This window comes from Caballeronia glebae (assembly GCF_001545035.1).
Classification (GTDB): Bacteria; Pseudomonadota; Gammaproteobacteria; order Burkholderiales; family Burkholderiaceae; genus Caballeronia; species Caballeronia glebae.
The window spans coordinates 19,694-35,306 of the sequence record NZ_FCOJ02000025.1 but is presented as its reverse complement, the minus strand read 5'-3'; the positions used below and the strand labels follow the sequence as shown (position 1 = coordinate 35,306).

The window sequence follows — 15,613 nt, the reverse complement described above, 5'->3', positions numbered from 1 at the left end:
ATGTCAGCGCAAAATCTCATCCCCCAAGCACGAAAGGCCTGCATGAGCTTCCACTCATGCAGGCCTTGTGCGATCTTGCCAGCTTCCTTCGATTGGGGCGCAACCAAAGTGCGCATCTCCGCGAGCTTTCACGCGACCTGCGCGCGAAACCGCGACCCGTTCGATATCAGATTGCGATGCCGATCTTACCCGGACAGACCAGGGCGCGACGCCCCGCGTCGATCAATAAAACTTTTTCGGCAGTTGCGCGCGACGGATCTGCTTGCGCAGACGAGCGACAGCAGCAGCTTTCTTGCGCTTGCGCTCGGTGGTCGGCTTTTCATAAGCCATGCGGGACTTGAGCTCTTGAATCAGGCCCGTGCGTTCGACGGTACGACGAAAACGACGCATGGCGACGTCGAAAGGCTCGTTCTCTTTCAACAGTACTTTAGTCATTGAAATCTCGGTTGATCTGGCCCTGCCAGAATTTAGGGCAAAACGCAATTGTACACTTTTTGAGAGTGCCCCTGCACGCACTTTGTACGGAAGCATGCACATGCGGACTCGGGAATCTCATCGTAGGTCGTTGAATCGAGACGACAATCCCGAAATACCCGGGTTCAGAAGCCGCGCGAGCGGGTAGGCCGCGGAGCGGGCGCGGATTCGCGCGCGTCGGGCTGTGCGATGGTCAAGTCGGATTGCGCAAGCGCGACGCACGGCAGGATCCAGCCTTCGGCTTTTTCCTCGGCGGTGAGTCCCGGCCAGTCGACGCGATACGCGATCTCGCCATCGAGCATCCGGCACATGCACGCGCGGCACGTGCCGTTGCGGCACGATCGCGGCAGCGACAGATTTGCCCGCAGCGCGGCTTCGAGGAGCGTCTCGCCATCTTTCACGGCGACGAAATGCCCTGCAGGTTCGATGATCATCGCGAAGGCGCGCGAATCTTCGTTGCTCACGCCTCGACCTCGACATCAACGCCCGCGCGGCCGTTGGTGAGATCGCGCAATTCGGCGGCCGCCGGCCCTCGCGCCACGGCGGCCATCCGCACGACGAGTCGCACGGTCATCCCGTAATCGCTTTGCACGAGTTCGGCGTCATTCTGCTCGATCCAGCGGCGCACGCGCGCTTCGTCCGCATAGTCGACTTCGATGCCGATCAACCCGCGCTCGATGCGCTCGACGCGCTCGGCCAGTTGCATCGCGCTCGCGATCGCATCGGTGTAGGCGCGCACGAGTCCGCCCGCGCCGAGCTTGATGCCGCCGTAGTAGCGCACGACCGCGGCCAGCACGCCGTCGACTTCGTGATGCCGCAGCACTTCGAGAATCGGCCGGCCGGCGGTGCCGGAGGGCTCGCCATCGTCTGACATGCCCGACTGGCCGCCCGCGAGCAGCGCCCAGCAGACGTGCGTCGCGCCCGGATGCGCGGCGCGCAGGCGCTCGATCGCGCGCATGGCTTCGTCGCGGTTCGCGACAGGTATCGCGAGCGCGATGAAGCGGCTCTTGCGAATATCGATTTCAGCGCTGACGGAAGCGGCGAGGGTGTACGTGGGCAAAGCGGGACGCGCGCGGGAGGCAAATAACGAATCATAGCCGCTCGGCGCGGTCGCTCATGCGGCGACGTCCGAGTCGGTATTCAGCGCGCGCTGCATGAGCACCGCATCGACCCATCGTCCGTGCTTGAAACCGACGTCGCGCAGCACGCCGACGTGCTCGAAGCCGAGCCGCGCATGCAGCGCGATCGAGCCCGCGTTGCCGCTGTTGCCGATCACCGCGATCATCTGGCGCCACGGTCCGCGCTCGCATCGCTCGATGAGCGTCGCGAGCAGCGCGAGGCCGATGCCGCGTCCGTTGAAGCCATCGGCGACATAGACCGAATCTTCGATCGTGTGGCGATAAGCCGAACGCGGCCGATACGTCGACGCATACGCATAGCCCGCCAGCTTTCCATCCATTTCCGCGACGAGATACGGCAGGCCCGCCGCGGCAATCGCCGCGTGACGCGCGCGCATGTCGTCGGCCGAAGGCGCGATCTCTTCGAAGGTCGCGAGCGCGTTTTCGACGTAATGCGAATAGATGCGCGCGATGGCGTCGAAGTCGCCGGGCGCGACGTCGCGCACGCGCGGAAGAACGGAATCGTGGGAGGCCATATTTGTCGTTCGATGCAATGAAAACGCCGTTTCTGGTCTGTCAATTTTCGCACGGCGCATCGGCGGCAAAAAAAGCTTGCGCGGGCCGTGCGGAAGACCACCAAAAGCGAAAACTTCGAGCAAAGAAAACGTTGAATCGGGCGATGCGCGACCCCTACACTAAGTCGTTTGTCTGAGACTCTCGCGGGCGCGGCAGAAGGCGGGCCGACCGCGTCGGGCAGGGAACATAAAACGCGCGCGCGACATGCATCGCGCCGCGGTCCATAACACGCAATGAACAAAATTCAACGTGGGGCGCTGGCGGCGCTTCTGATCGTCATCGTGGTAATCGCGGCGCTGGCGCCGGCGGGGATCGGCTTTTTGTTCGCGCAGCGCAGTCAGCAGCATGACGAAGCCCAGCGCCTGAACACGGTCGCCGACGCCGCGCTTTTTCGCGCCGAGGATGTGACGCGCCGTCTTTCGGGCGCGCTCGGGGAAATCGGCAAGGTGGCGGCGGCGCCGTGCTCGCCGCCGTATCTGAAAGAACTGCGGCGCATCGCGCTCACGCACGTGCAGGTGCGCGACGCCGGCGCCTACGATCGCGACGGCCGCTGGCAATGCTCGTCGCTGCTGGGCGCGGTGTCGGCGGGCGTGCTCGACGGCCTCACGCTGCCGCCGCCGGACTGGCGCTCGCGCGATGGCGTGATGGCCTGGTACGGCCTGGCGCGTCTGCCCGGCGGCAAGACTTCGCTCGTGATGGGCCGCAACGGTTTCTACGTCGCGGCCGATCCTTCGCTCTACGTCGACACACTCGACGCGAACGACGAGGTCGCGAGCGGCGTCGCCATCATCAACACGGATGTGAGCCGCGTGATCGCGACCACGCCCGCCACTGACGCCAACGCGATCCTCGCCGTCTATCGCACCGCGCGTTCCGTGCCCTCGGTGCGCGACTGCTCGCCGTACGTCGTGCGCCGCTCCGTGTCGATGCCGCTCGCGGTCGTCGTGAGCGCGCCGCATCAAACGCTGCGCCAGCGCTTGCGCACGCTGCCGTGGGGCTGGCTGCTCGGCGGCGTCGTGGTCGGGGTCGCGCTGGCGAGCTGGGCGGCGTTCTTCTTCGTGCGCCGGCTCTCGCCGCGCGGCCAGTTGAGCGACGCCGTGCGGCGGCATCAGTTCATCGTCGCGTATCAGCCGATCGTCGATCTCGCCACGCGACGCTGCGTCGGCGCGGAGGCGCTCGTGCGCTGGAAGCATCACGATCGCATCGTGCGGCCCGATCATTTCATCCCGCTCGCGGAGCATCGCGGGCTGATTCAGGCGATCACCGATCAGGTGCTCGACACGATCCTGCTCGAACTCGGCGACTTCCTTAAGCGCTACCCGGAGTATTACGTGTCGGTGAATCTGTCCGCGCAGGATCTCACGACGCATCGCTTTCTCGACGTGCTCGGCCCTGCGATCGCGCGTCAGGGCGTGCGGCCGCAGCAGATTCACATCGAGGCGACCGAGCGCAGTTTTCTCGACGCCGATGCCGCCAAGGAAGTCATCGGCGCGTTCCGCGAAGCGGGCCATGCCGTTTATCTCGACGATTTCGGCACCGGCTATTCGAGCCTGTCGCACCTGCAGAACTTTCGCATCGACGGACTGAAGATCGACAAGTCTTTCGTCGATACCGTCGGGCAGGATGCGGCGTCGAGCAGCGTCGCGTCGCACATCGTCGACATGGCCGCGACGCTCGACGTGCAGGTGATCGCCGAAGGCATCGAGCACGAGGAGCAGGCCGCGTATCTGCTCGCGCGCGGCGCGCGGTTCGGGCAGGGCTGGCTTTTCTCGGCGCCGCTCACCGCCGCGGAATTCATCCGTTATGTGGGCAGGACGCGCGGCGCTTGATCGGCTTCGAATCGTCCTTATCTAGGGTCTGTTCACCAATTAAACGGCCATGCGAACAAGCGTTCCCCAAGATTGAATTCATAGTCAGAGGTTGCCCCGTAAAGGGCCGCTCGCGGCGTCATGCTCCTTGCGAATATTTCCCGATATTCGCTTCGTTGCATTCCTTGCGATCGGCCCTTTACGGGGCAACGCATGGCCGTTTAATTGGTGAGCAGACCCTATATGTTTCCAGACGAGGCACGATCATGAACGACCAGACAGCCACCGCTTTTCTGCGCGACGTGCGGCATCCGCTGCTCGCGCTTCATCGCAGCGTGCTCGCGCATCTGCGCGCGCGTCACGAGGCCGAGTTCGAGCCGGTGTCGCCGGGCGAATTCCTGCAGATCGTGATCAACGGATCGGCGTATCGCTGGCTCGCGCCGTTCTCGACGCTGATCGCCGCCATCGACGACGTCCTCGACGACGACGAAGCCACCGAGGACGCGCGCATCGCGCACGCGAAGGCGGTCGTCGACATGTTCAGCGCCGGCACGCGCGATCCCGCGTTCGCTGAGCAATTTCTGCCCTTGCTGCAGGACAGCCCGGAAATCGCGGTCGCGAACGGGCAGGTCGCGCAACGCGTGCGGGACGTCGCGCGCGCATAAGCCTGAAAAAGCCGCGCGCGCGGCCTATCGAAAATGCGACCTGAAAAGCGCAATTTTCGTATGCCGCGCGTATGCGGGTTTTCCTGTCTGTCGCGCGCGGCCAGCGTTGCACGGCGGGCGCTTCGCCGCACGACTGCGCATCCGAGCACGATGCTGCGTCGCAGCAAACGCGCTTCATCGCAATTGAGCGATTGAATTTCGCTTGCGAGTATCGCCGCCAATCGCTGGAGCGCTCGCTGTCGCGCTCCGCTTCTTTCACCGAAAGACGATGGAGGCGACTCTTGATCTTGTACGGCTTTGGCCCGCTCCTTTGGGCGGGCGCCAAAGAGACGCTCGCGCTCGCGGTGCTGTCTCTCGCGGTATCGGTGCTGCTCGGCCTGGCCGGGGCATCCGCGAAACTCTCGCGCCACGCGCCCTTGCGCGGCATCGCGACCGCGTACACCACGCTCATCCGCTCCGTGCCCGATCTCGTGCTGATGCTTCTGCTTTTCTACAGCATTCAGATCGCGCTGAACAATCTCACCGATGCGTTCGGCTGGGACCAGTTCGACATCGATCCGTTCACGGCCGGCGTGCTCACGCTCGGCTTCATCTACGGCGCGTATTTCACCGAGACGTTTCGCGGCGCGTTTCTCGCGGTGCCGCGCGGCCAGCTCGAAGCGGGCAGCGCTTACGGCATGAGCGGCATGCGCGTGTTCGGCCGCATTCTCTTTCCGCAGATGATGCGTTTCGCGCTGCCGGGCATCGGCAACAACTGGCAGGTGCTCGTGAAGGCGACGGCGCTCGTGTCGATCATCGGTCTCGCGGATGTCGTGAAGGCCGCGCAGGACGCGGGCAAGAGCACCTTCAACATGTTCTTCTTCATCCTCGTCGCGGCGTTGATCTATCTCGCGATCACGAGCGTATCGAACCTCGTGCTGATGGCGCTGGAGCGCCGCTATTCGATCGGCGTGCGGCACGCCGAACTTTGATCCCTGCTAGCGAGCGACCGACATGATCCAGATCTTCGCCGAATACTGGCGTCCGTTCCTGTACTCCGACGGCATGCGCGCGTCGGGCCTCGTCGTCACGTTGTGGCTGCTCGTCGCATCGATCGCGCTCGGTTTCTGCGCGGCGGTGCCGCTCGCCTGCGCGCGCGTGTCGCGCAACCGATGGCTTTCGACGCCCGTGCGCATCTACACGTATGTGTTTCGCGGCACGCCGCTTTACGTGCAACTGCTGCTGCTCTACACCGGCATGTACAGCCTGGAATTCGTGCGCACGCAGTCCCTGCTCGAAGCGTTCTTCAAGAGCGGCTTCAATTGCGCGATCCTCGCGTTCGCATTGAACACGTGCGCCTACACGACCGAAATCTTCGCCGGCGCGATCCGCGGCATTCCCCACGGCGAAGTGGAGGCCGCGCGCGCCTACGGCATGAGCACGTTCACGATGTATCGCCGCGTGATCCTGCCGTCCGCGCTGCGGCGCGCGTTGCCTTTGTACAGCAACGAAGTGATCCTGATGCTGCACGCGACGACGGTCGCCTTCACCGCCACCGTGCCGGACATCCTGAAGGTCGCGCGCGACGCGAATTCGGCGACCTATCAGTCATTCGAGTCGTTCGGCATCGCGGCCTTGCTGTACGTGGCGATCTCGTTCGCGCTCGTGGCGGCGTTCCGGCGCGCCGAGCAGCGCTGGCTCGCGTATCTGCGGCCGGCGGGCGCGGCGCGCGCGGCCCGCGCCTGACGAGCGGTAGAATCCGAACCCATGGAAGAGACCTTGTCATCACCCGAGGAGAAAGCGTTGCAGCCAACCGCCAAAGACGTCGCGACCAAGCTCGTCGCCGAGGACATTCACAAGCGCTACGGCGACAACGAAGTGCTGAAGGGCGTTTCGCTCGCAGCCAAAGCGGGCGATGTGATCAGCATCATCGGCGCGAGCGGCTCGGGCAAGAGCACGTTTCTGCGCTGCATCAACTTTCTGGAGCGGCCGAACGCGGGGCGGATCATCGTCGATGGCGAAGCCGTGCGCACCAAAACCGATAAAGCCGGCAGTCTCGAAGTCGCGGATCACAAGCAGTTGCAGCGCGTGCGCACCAAGCTCGCGATGGTGTTCCAGCACTTCAACCTGTGGTCGCACATGACGGCCATCGAGAATGTGATGGAAGCGCCTTTGCACGTGCTCGGCATATCGAAGAAGGAAGCCGAGGACCGCGCGCGCGAGTATCTGGAGAAAGTGGGCTTGCCGCCGCGCGTCGAGAAGCAATATCCGTCGCATTTGTCGGGCGGGCAGCAGCAGCGTGTCGCGATTGCGCGCGCGCTCGCGATGCATCCCGACGTCATGCTCTTCGACGAACCCACGTCCGCGCTCGATCCCGAACTCGTCGGCGAAGTGCTCAAGGTGATGCAGCGTCTCGCCGAAGAAGGCCGCACGATGATCGTCGTCACGCACGAGATGGGCTTCGCGCGCAACGTGTCGAATCACGTGATGTTTCTGCATCAGGGACGCACGGAGGAAGAGGGCGCGCCCTCGGAAGTGCTGAGCGCGCCGAAGAGCGATCGGCTGCGCCAGTTCCTGTCGGGCAGCCTCAAGTAACGTGACGCTGCAAGTTGCGATCGTCGCGCTGCCGCCGGTGTCGATGAGCGGCATCGGGCCGATCATCGACAGTCTTTCGCTCGCCAACGAGATCGACGGGCATCGCCTCTACGAATGGCGCATCTGTTCCTGGGACGGCCGTCCCGTGCCGCTCTCGGGCGGCGCGCAGCTTCCCGCCGATTGCGCATTCAACGACGCCGTGCGCTGCGACTGGCTTATCGTCGTGTCGGAGCGCTATCAGCAGTTCGCCGACTACCGGCTCTTTCTCGCGAGCCTCGCGCGCGTGGCGCCGCGCACGCCGCTCGTGTCCGGCATTCATCATGGCGTATGGTGGCTCGCGATGGCCGGGCAGCTTTCGCAGTATCGCGTCGCGGTGAACTGGGAAACGTATCAGCAATTCACCGAGCAGTTCGAGCGCGCGATCGTGAGCCAGCAGATCTTCGAGATCGACCGCGACCGCGCCACGTGCGCGGGCGGCCAGGCGAGCATCGAATTCATGCTCGCGATGATCGCGCGCGATCACGGCCCGGAACTCGCCGAGCGCATCGCGGATTCGCTTGGCATCGGCACCTTGCGCGCGGGCACGGAACGTCAGCGTATTCCGTTCGTCACCGCGCCGGGCGAGCGGCATCCGCGGCTCAACGACGCGCTGCAACTGATGGAAGCGAACATCGAAGACCCGCTCGCCACCGATGAAATCGCGAGTCTCGTCGGCATTTCACGACGGCAGCTTGAACGGCTGTTTCGACAGTATCTCGGCGCGATGCCGTCGAAGTATTACCTCAATCTGCGTCTGACGAAGGCGCGCACGCAGTTGCAGCGCACAAGCAAATCCGTGGTGCAGATCAGCCTCGCGTGCGGGTTTTCATCGGCGGCGCATTTCTCCAATGCGTATCGCGACCGGTTCGGTGTGACGCCGCGCGAGGAGCGCCGCAACTGGATCGAAAAGCAGAGCGGCAAGGCGATCGACGAACCGCGCGGCGGCGCGCTGATCGAGCCGCCCGGCGCGGCGTGAAAGCCGCGAAAAAGCCCATCGAAGCATGTCGCGAACGCGCAAGACGGAACGCACGCGATTGCTTAATATCGAAAGAATTGCACGAACCAGACGAGGAGTGGCTCATGACCGACATCAATGTGAATCGCGGTACGTTCGACGAGGTAATGGTTCCGGTGTTCGCGCCGGCCAGTTTCGTGCCCGACCGGGGCCGCGGCTCGCGCGTATGGGACACCGAAGGCCGCGATTATGTCGATTTCGCCGGCGGCATCGCGGTGACGGCGCTGGGCCACGGTCATCCGGAATTGCTGAAAGTGCTGCACGAGCAGGGCGAAAAGCTCTGGCATATCGGCAACGGCTATACCAACGCGCCGGTGTTGCGTCTCGCGAAACGCCTGACCGATCTCACCTTCGCCGACCGTGCGTTCTTCGCGAACTCGGGCGCGGAAGCGAACGAAGCGGCGCTGAAGCTCGCGCGCCGCTATGCGATCGACAATCACGGCGACGACAAGATCGAGATCATCTCGTTCACGCAGTCGTTCCACGGCCGCACGTTCTTCACGGTGAGCGTCGGCGGCCAGCCGAAATATGCCGAAGGCTTCGGCCCGCAGCCGCAGGGCATCCGTCATCTGCCGTACAACGATCTGCCGAAGGCGCTCGAAGCCATCGGCCCGAAAACCTGCGCGGTGATCGTCGAGCCGGTGCAGGGCGAAGGCGGCGTGCTACCCGCCGATCCCGCGTTCCTGAAGGGCTTGCGCGAAGCCTGCGACAAGCACGGCGCGCTGCTGATTTTCGATGAAGTGCAGACGGGCGTCGGCCGCACCGGCACGTTCTACGCGTACATGCAGTACGGCGTGACGCCGGACATTCTCACGAGCGCGAAGGCGCTGGGCAACGGCTTTCCGATCGGCGTGATGCTGACGACCAACGACATCGCCGCTCACTTCAAGGTCGGCGTGCACGGCACGACTTACGGCGGCAATCCGCTGGGCGCATCGATCGCGGAGAAAGTCGTCGAACTCATCAGTGAACCTAAGCTTCTCGAAGGCGTGCACGAGCGCAGCCGCGCGATCAAGGCGCATCTGGAACGCATCAACGAGCGCTTCGGCATGTTCAAGGAGATTCGCGGACGCGGTCTGCTGATCGGCGCCGAACTGAGCGACGCCTACAAGGATCGCGCGAAGGACGTGCTCAATGCGGCGGCGGCGAACGGCGTCATCATGCTGATCGCGGGGCCGAACGTGCTGCGCTTCGCGCCTTCGCTCATCATGCCGGCGGCCGATCTCGACGAAGGCTTCGCGCGCATCGAAAAGGCGATCGAGCAGGTCGTCGGCGCGGCTGCCGTCAAGTGATCAACGGGATTCGATGATGCTCTTTGTCCGCCCCGCAAGACTCTCCGATCTCGACGAGCTCGAACGGATGGCGCGTGCAGCGCTGCCCGTGCTGCATTCGTTGCCGCGCGACCGGCGCGCGCTCGAAACGCGCGTCGCCCTGTCGGAAGACTCGTTTCGCGCCGAAGTGGAATTTCCCGGCGAGGAGTTCTATCTCTTCGTGCTCGAAGACTCGCTAACGGGCAGGCTGCTCGGCACGTCGAGCATCGTCGCGTCGGCGGGTTATTCCGAGCCGTTCTATGCGTTTCGCAACGATGCGCTGATTCACGCGTCGCGCGAACTGAAGGTGAATCGCAAGATTCACGCGCTCACGATGTCGCACGAACTGACGGGCATGAGCCGTCTGACGGGTTTTTATGTCGATCCGTCGTTGCGCGACGAAGCGAACCAGGCGGCCGCGCATCTGCTGTCACGCGCGCGCATGATCTACATCGCGGCGAATCGCAAGCGCTTTTCGAGCGAAGTGTTTTCGCTGATGCTCGGCGTCACCGACGACGCCGGCGCGTCGCCATTCTGGGACGCGGTCGGACGCAGGTTCTTCGGCCGCGACTTCGAACAGGTCGAATCGGAGTCGGGCGGACGCAGCCGCACGTTCATCGCTGAAGTCATGCCGAGCTATCCGCTTTATGTGCCGCTGCTTCCCGGCGACGCGCAGCGCGTGCTCGGCGAACCGAACGCACGCACGCTGCTCGCTTACGACATCCATCTGGAAGAAGGTTTCGAGCCGGATCGTTATGTCGATATCTTCGATGCGGGCCCCGTGCTGACGATCGCCGTCGACAAGAGCGCGTCGGCAAGTTCGGGCGAGTTGCGCGCGGTGCGCGATGTCGCGGTCGAAAGCGGTGCGCCGTATCTCGTCGCGGCGGGCGGCGCGCACGCGTTCCGTTGCATCGTCGCGGGACTCGCGGGAACGCGCGCCGACGGCGCCGCATTGACCGCGTCCGCGCGTGACGTGCTCGGCGTGGAGGACAAGGATACGGTGCGTTGCGTGCCGTTGCATCAGGCATCGGGAGAATTGCAATGATCGTCGTGCGTTGCACGCAGCCGGGCGATGTCGACGCGCTCGTCGCGCTCGCCCAGGAAACGGGCCCGGGGCTCACCACGTTCAAGCCCGATCGCGGCGCGCTCGTGGCGCGCGTGGAGCGCGCGCGCCGCACGCTCACCGGCGACGCGCAAGCCTTCGAAGCGGGCTATTTCTTTGTAATGGAAGACACCGCGACCGGCGATGTCGCGGGCGTGTGCGGCATCGAAACGGAAGTCGGGCTGGAGCAGCCGTTCTACAACTATCGCGTGTCTACGGCCGTGCATGCGAGCCAGGACATGCGCGTCTGGACGCGCATGTCGCTGCTCAATATCTCGCACGATCTGACCGGCTACGCGGAAGTGTGCTCGCTCTTTTTGAGTCCGCGTTATCGCACGGCGGGCGTGGGCGGATTGCTGTCGCGCTCGCGCTTCATGTTCATCGCGCAGTTCACGGATCGTTTTCCGGAGCGCCTGTGCGCGGAATTGCGCGGTCACTTCGACGAGAACGGCGAGTCGCCATTCTGGAACGCGGTCGGCTCGCATTTTTATCAGATCGATTTCAACGAAGCGGATTACCTGAGTTCGCACGGCAAGAAGTCGTTCGTCGCGGAGTTGATGCCGCGCTATCCCGTGTATCTCGACCTCTTGCCCGACACCGCGCAACAGGCGGTCGGCGTTACGCACAAGGACACCGCGCCGGCGCGCAAGATGCTCGAAGCGGAAGGGCTGCGCTACGAGAATCACGTCGATATCTTCGATGCGGGTCCGGTGCTCGAATGCCACGTCGCGGACTTGCGCACGGTGCGCGAGAGCGTGATCGCGCGCGTGCGCATCGGCGACAGAACGCAGACAAACAGCGACGCGAAAAGCCTCGTATCGAACACTTTGCTCGAAGACTTCCGCTGCGGCGCGACGGCGGGCGCGATCGAGAACGGCGCGTTCCTGTTGACGGCGGAAGAAGCCGCCGCATTGCGCGTGAAGGAAGGCGACGACGTGCGCGTGCTGACCTCGTATCCGCGCTCCAGATAAGAGAAACGACATGAATATTTCGAACCAGTTGTATATCGGCGGTGACTGGCAGGACGGAATGGGCGCGGCGTTCGCATCGCGCAATCCGGGCACCGACGAAACCGTGTGGCAAGGCAAGAGCGCTGCCGCGCAAGACGTGGATCGCGCGGTGGCGTCGGCGCGGCGCGCGTTCGCGTCGTGGTCCGCGCTTTCGTTCGACGAGCGCGTCGCGATCGCGAAACGTTTCGCCGCCTTGCTCAACGAGAACAAGGAAGCGCTCGCGGGCGCGATCGGCCGCGAAACCGGCAAGCCGCTGTGGGAAGCGCGCACGGAAGTGGCGTCGATGGCCGCGAAGGTCGATATTTCCGTGCAGGCGTATCACGAGCGCACCGGCGAAAAGCGCGCGCCGATGGCCGATGGCGTCGCGGTGCTGCGGCATCGCCCGCATGGCGTCGTCGCCGTGTTCGGGCCGTATAACTTTCCGGGGCATTTGCCGAACGGGCATATCGTGCCGGCGCTCATCGCGGGCAATACGGTCGTGTTCAAGCCGTCCGAACTCGCGCCGGGCGTCGCGGCCGCGACTGTCGCGCTGTGGATTCAGGCCGGTCTGCCCGCGGGCGTGCTCAATCTCGTGCAGGGCGAAAAAGATACGGGCGTCGCGCTCGCGAATCATCGGCAGATCGACGGGCTCTTTTTCACCGGCAGCTCGGACACGGGCACGCTGCTGCACAAACAGTTCGGCGGCCGGCCCGAGATCGTGCTCGCGCTGGAGATGGGCGGCAACAATCCGCTCGTCGTCGCGAACGTCGAGGATGTCGATGCCGCCGTGCATCACGCGATTCAATCGGCGTTTCTGTCGGCGGGCCAGCGTTGCACGTGCGCGCGCCGTCTCTTCGTTGCCGACGACGCCAACGGCGAGCGCTTCATGCAGCGGTTCGTCGAAGTGAGCGCGAACATCCGCGTCGGCCGCTACGACGATGAACCGCAGCCGTACATGGGCGCCGTGATCTCGGCGCGCGCGGCGGCGCGTCTCGTCGATGCGCAGGCGCGTCTGATCGAAGCCGGCGCAATTCCCGCACTCGAAATGAAGCAGCGCGCGGCGCATCTCGGCTTCGTCTCGCCCGCGATTCTCGATGTGACGAACGCGAGCGGCGTGCCGGACGAAGAGCATTTCGGCCCGATGGTGCAGGTCGTGCGCTACAAGACTTTCGACGAAGCCATCGAACGCGCGAACGACACGGCCTACGGCCTGTCCGCCGGTTTGCTCGCCGACGACGAGTCGGCCTGGAAGCACTTCCAGCGCACCATCCGCGCGGGCATCGTCAACTGGAACCGGCCGACCAATGGCGCGTCGTCGGCGGCGCCGTTCGGCGGCATGGGACGCTCGGGCAATCAACGGCCGAGCGCGTACTACGCGGCGGACTATTGCTCGTATCCGATGGCATCGGTGGAAAGCGCGCAATTGCAGATGCCGGCGAGCGTATCGCCGGGACTGAACTTCTGAGCGGCGGGATCGAACATGCAGGCATCGAAAGCATTCGAAGCGAATTTCGACGGGCTGGTCGGCCCGACGCACAACTACGCGGGACTCTCGTTCGGCAACGTCGCGTCGCGCAGCAACGAGAAGTCGGTGGCGAATCCGAAGGCCGCCGCGAAGCAGGGCTTGCGCAAGATGAAGCAGCTCGCGGATCTCGGCTTTCAGCAAGGCGTGTTGCCGCCGCTCGAACGTCCGTCGATCAAACTGTTGCGCGCGGTCGGCTTTTCCGGCGACGACGCCAGCGTGATCGCGCGCGCCGCGCGAGAAGCGCCGGAGTTGCTCGCGGCGGCGAGTTCCGCATCGGCGATGTGGACCGCGAATGCGGCGACCGTGAGTCCATCGGCGGATACGGAAGACGGCCGCGTGCATTTCACGCCCGCCAATCTCGCGGCAAAGCTGCATCGCGCGATCGAACACGGTGAAACGCGCCGTACGCTTTGCGCAATTTTCGCGGATGAAGCGCGCTTTCGCGTTCATCACGCGCTGCCCGGCACGCCCGCACTCGGCGACGAAGGCGCGGCGAACCATACGCGTTTTGCGCGCGAGTACGGCGCGAAGGGCATCGAGTTCTTCGTGTATGGACGTAGCGAGTACGGGCACGGTCCGCAGCCGCAGCGTTATCCCGCGCGTCAGACGCTCGAAGCGAGCCGCGCGGTCGCGCGCTTGCACGGCTTATCCGCCGAAGCGACCGTGTTCGCGCAGCAATCGCCCGACGTGATCGATGCCGGCGTTTTCCACAACGACGTGATCGCGGTCGGCAACCGCACGACGCTCTTTTGCCATGAGCGCGCATTCGTCGATCAGCACAAGGTCTACGACGAACTGCGCGCGAAGCTCGGCGCGCAAGGCACGCCGTTCGACGCGCTCGAAGTGCCGGACAGCGAAGTGAGCGTGGCGGATGCGGTCTCGTCGTACCTCTTCAACAGTCAATTGCTGTCGAGCGCGGATGGCAGGCAACTGCTCGTCGTGCCGCAGGAATGCCGCGAGAACCCGCGCGTGGCGGCGTATCTCGATTCGCTCGCGTCGCGCAAGACGCCCATCGACGAAGTGCTCGTCTTCGATCTGCGCGAAAGCATGAAGAACGGCGGCGGCCCGGCGTGCCTGCGCTTGCGCGTCGTGCTCGACGATGCCGAGCGTGCCGCCGTCAACCCGCGCGCATGGATGAACGACGCGCTCTTCACGCAGCTCGACGCGTGGATCGACAAACATTATCGCGACCGTCTCGCGCCCGCGGATCTCGCCGATCCGAAGTTGCTCGCCGAATCGCGCGCCGCGCTCGACGAGCTGACGACCATTCTCGGACTCGGTGCCGTCTATGACTTCCAGCGCTGATTCAGCCTTGCTCGAAGACTTTCTCGCCTTCACGCTCGACGGCAAGCGCCCCGCGGTCCACGCGGGAACCGCGTCTTCCGGCGTGCGCTGGACGTGGCAGGGCGAAGGCATGCTGTTGCTCGAACCCGCGCGCGAGGCGACGCATAGCATGCTCGTATCGGCGGGCATTCACGGCGATGAAACCGCGCCGATCGAGATGTTGTCGTCGCTCGTCGCGGACATCGCGAACGGCCGCGCGCCGCTTGTCGCGCGCATGCTCGTGATCCTCGGCAACATCGAGGCGATGCGCGCGGGCGATCGTTATATCGACGACGATCTGAATCGCCTGTTCAGCGGCCGTCATGCGAGTTTGCGCGGGAGTCGCGAAGCATTGCGCGCGGCCGAACTGGAGCGCGCGGCGCTGAAGTTCCTCGATGGCGTCGCGCATCCGAAATGGCATATCGACATGCACACCGCGATCCGCGCGTCGGTATTCGAGCAGTTCGCGTTGCTGCCGCACACGGGCGCGCCGCTGGCCCGCGCGATGTTCGACTGGCTGCGCGATGCGCGTCTGCAGGCGGTGCTCCTGCATCGCGAGAAGGGCAACACGTTCACGCACTTCACGGCGGAGGAATCGGGCGCGCTGGCCTGTACGCTCGAACTCGGCAAGGTGCGCCCGTTCGGCGAGAACGATCTCGCGCGTTTTGCCGCATCGGACGCGGCGTTGCGGCGTCTGATCGCGGGCGAGCCGGTCAAGGAAAATGCGCCGCTGCGCGTGTTCACGGTCGTCGCGCAAATCGACAAGCAGAGCGAACACTTCGTGCTGAACGTGGCGAGCGATGTGCCGAACTTCACCGCGTTCGCCGCTGGCGCCGAACTGGCGCACGATGGCGATTACCGCTATCGCGTGTCGCACGACGAAGAGCGCATCGTGTTTCCGAATCCGAAAGTGAAGCCGGGTCTGCGCGCCGGCCTGATGGTCGTCGATACGACCGATTCCACGCTCGCTTCTCTCGATTGACCTCATCTCGTCGCGCTCGTCGCTTTGCATGAGCGCGACGTCCGCTTGCCAGATCACTTCCTGGCTTCGTCGAAGGCAGCGCCAGTTCGCGCGCGCTACAATCGCGCCCCGGT

General features: G+C 64.6%; 16 protein-coding genes. 12 read left to right on the top strand and 4 right to left on the bottom strand.

The features are described 5' to 3' along the window. Positions 1–222: 222 nt before the first annotated feature. The 4 genes from rpsU to AWB82_RS18310 form a co-directional block, all read right to left on the bottom strand. Complete coding sequence (rpsU, locus tag AWB82_RS18325) at positions 223–435, bottom strand: 30S ribosomal protein S21 (protein WP_006999077.1); 213 nt, start codon at positions 433–435, stop codon at positions 223–225. Between the two features lie 164 nt (positions 436–599). Beyond that, positions 600–908 carry a 2Fe-2S iron-sulfur cluster-binding protein gene (locus tag AWB82_RS18320; protein WP_086969761.1) on the bottom strand — a complete coding sequence of 103 codons (309 nt, stop codon included), beginning with the start codon at positions 906–908 and terminating at the stop codon, positions 600–602. Positions 909–934: 26 nt separating this feature from the next. Beyond that, a complete protein-coding gene (locus AWB82_RS18315; RefSeq protein ID WP_086969645.1) occupies positions 935–1,534 on the bottom strand; it encodes an IMPACT family protein in 600 nt (199 codons plus the stop codon). A gap of 54 nt (positions 1,535–1,588) precedes the next feature. Next, a complete protein-coding gene (locus tag AWB82_RS18310) occupies positions 1,589–2,128 on the bottom strand; it encodes a GNAT family N-acetyltransferase (protein ID WP_086969643.1) in 540 nt (179 codons plus the stop codon). A gap of 273 nt (positions 2,129–2,401) precedes the next feature. Here AWB82_RS18310 and AWB82_RS18305 point away from each other — a divergent pair, with 273 nt between their 5' ends. The 12 genes from AWB82_RS18305 to astE all read left to right on the top strand — a co-directional run bounded on the left by AWB82_RS18305 (position 2,402) and on the right by astE (position 15,500). Then, complete coding sequence (locus tag AWB82_RS18305; RefSeq protein ID WP_086969641.1) at positions 2,402–3,997, top strand: EAL domain-containing protein; 1,596 nt, start codon at positions 2,402–2,404, stop codon at positions 3,995–3,997. A gap of 245 nt (positions 3,998–4,242) precedes the next feature. Continuing rightward, positions 4,243–4,641 (top strand): hypothetical protein, encoded by a 399-nt coding sequence (locus tag AWB82_RS18300; protein WP_086969639.1) that lies wholly within the window; start codon positions 4,243–4,245, stop codon positions 4,639–4,641. Between the two features lie 281 nt (positions 4,642–4,922). Then, complete coding sequence (locus AWB82_RS18295) at positions 4,923–5,612, top strand: ABC transporter permease (protein ID WP_086969759.1); 690 nt, start codon at positions 4,923–4,925, stop codon at positions 5,610–5,612. A gap of 22 nt (positions 5,613–5,634) precedes the next feature. Beyond that, positions 5,635–6,366 carry an ABC transporter permease gene (locus tag AWB82_RS18290; RefSeq protein ID WP_086969637.1) on the top strand — a complete coding sequence of 244 codons (732 nt, stop codon included), beginning with the start codon at positions 5,635–5,637 and terminating at the stop codon, positions 6,364–6,366. 21 nt (positions 6,367–6,387) lie between these two features. Next, complete coding sequence (locus tag AWB82_RS18285) at positions 6,388–7,215, top strand: ABC transporter ATP-binding protein (protein ID WP_235023341.1); 828 nt, start codon at positions 6,388–6,390, stop codon at positions 7,213–7,215. Positions 7,216–7,258: 43 nt separating this feature from the next. After that, the gene (locus tag AWB82_RS18280) at positions 7,259–8,230 is read left to right on the top strand and encodes a GlxA family transcriptional regulator (RefSeq protein ID WP_235023347.1); all 972 of its coding nucleotides are present in this window, start codon (positions 7,259–7,261) and stop codon (positions 8,228–8,230) included. Between the two features lie 104 nt (positions 8,231–8,334). Further along, entirely contained in the window at positions 8,335–9,561 is a 1,227-nt protein-coding gene (locus AWB82_RS18275) for an aspartate aminotransferase family protein (protein WP_086969633.1), read from the top strand. Positions 9,562–9,577: 16 nt separating this feature from the next. Beyond that, complete coding sequence (aruF, locus tag AWB82_RS18270; protein ID WP_086969755.1) at positions 9,578–10,624, top strand: arginine/ornithine succinyltransferase subunit alpha; 1,047 nt, start codon at positions 9,578–9,580, stop codon at positions 10,622–10,624. Further along, the gene (astA, locus tag AWB82_RS18265; RefSeq protein WP_086969631.1) at positions 10,621–11,652 is read left to right on the top strand and encodes an arginine N-succinyltransferase; all 1,032 of its coding nucleotides are present in this window, start codon (positions 10,621–10,623) and stop codon (positions 11,650–11,652) included. Before aruF ends, astA begins: the two co-directional genes overlap by 4 nt. Positions 11,653–11,662: 10 nt before the next feature. Further along, positions 11,663–13,135 carry a succinylglutamate-semialdehyde dehydrogenase gene (gene astD, locus AWB82_RS18260; protein ID WP_086969629.1) on the top strand — a complete coding sequence of 491 codons (1,473 nt, stop codon included), beginning with the start codon at positions 11,663–11,665 and terminating at the stop codon, positions 13,133–13,135. A 15-nt stretch (positions 13,136–13,150) separates the two neighbouring features. Next, positions 13,151–14,500 carry an N-succinylarginine dihydrolase gene (astB, locus tag AWB82_RS18255; RefSeq protein WP_086969626.1) on the top strand — a complete coding sequence of 450 codons (1,350 nt, stop codon included), beginning with the start codon at positions 13,151–13,153 and terminating at the stop codon, positions 14,498–14,500. Beyond that, entirely contained in the window at positions 14,484–15,500 is a 1,017-nt protein-coding gene (astE, locus tag AWB82_RS18250; protein ID WP_086969625.1) for a succinylglutamate desuccinylase, read from the top strand. Before astB ends, astE begins: the two co-directional genes overlap by 17 nt. Positions 15,501–15,613: the final 113 nt, after the last annotated feature.

Bases quoted from the DNA above. Each gene is read 5' to 3' on its own strand.
- rpsU (WP_006999077.1), bottom strand. From the start codon at position 435: ATGACTAAAGTACTGTTGAAAGAGAACGAGCCTTTCGACGTCGCCATG.
- AWB82_RS18320 (WP_086969761.1), bottom strand. From the start codon at position 908: ATGATCATCGAACCTGCAGGGCATTTCGTCGCCGTGAAAGATGGCGAG.
- AWB82_RS18310 (WP_086969643.1), bottom strand. From the start codon at position 2,128: ATGGCCTCCCACGATTCCGTTCTTCCGCGCGTGCGCGACGTCGCGCCC.
- AWB82_RS18305 (WP_086969641.1), top strand. From the start codon at position 2,402: ATGAACAAAATTCAACGTGGGGCGCTGGCGGCGCTTCTGATCGTCATC.
- AWB82_RS18300 (WP_086969639.1), top strand. From the start codon at position 4,243: ATGAACGACCAGACAGCCACCGCTTTTCTGCGCGACGTGCGGCATCCG.
- AWB82_RS18290 (WP_086969637.1), top strand. From the start codon at position 5,635: ATGATCCAGATCTTCGCCGAATACTGGCGTCCGTTCCTGTACTCCGAC.
- AWB82_RS18285 (WP_235023341.1), top strand. From the start codon at position 6,388: ATGGAAGAGACCTTGTCATCACCCGAGGAGAAAGCGTTGCAGCCAACC.
- AWB82_RS18280 (WP_235023347.1), top strand. From the start codon at position 7,259: ATGAGCGGCATCGGGCCGATCATCGACAGTCTTTCGCTCGCCAACGAG.
- AWB82_RS18275 (WP_086969633.1), top strand. From the start codon at position 8,335: ATGACCGACATCAATGTGAATCGCGGTACGTTCGACGAGGTAATGGTT.
- aruF (WP_086969755.1), top strand. From the start codon at position 9,578: ATGCTCTTTGTCCGCCCCGCAAGACTCTCCGATCTCGACGAGCTCGAA.
- astA (WP_086969631.1), top strand. From the start codon at position 10,621: ATGATCGTCGTGCGTTGCACGCAGCCGGGCGATGTCGACGCGCTCGTC.
- astD (WP_086969629.1), top strand. From the start codon at position 11,663: ATGAATATTTCGAACCAGTTGTATATCGGCGGTGACTGGCAGGACGGA.
- astB (WP_086969626.1), top strand. From the start codon at position 13,151: ATGCAGGCATCGAAAGCATTCGAAGCGAATTTCGACGGGCTGGTCGGC.
- astE (WP_086969625.1), top strand. From the start codon at position 14,484: ATGACTTCCAGCGCTGATTCAGCCTTGCTCGAAGACTTTCTCGCCTTC.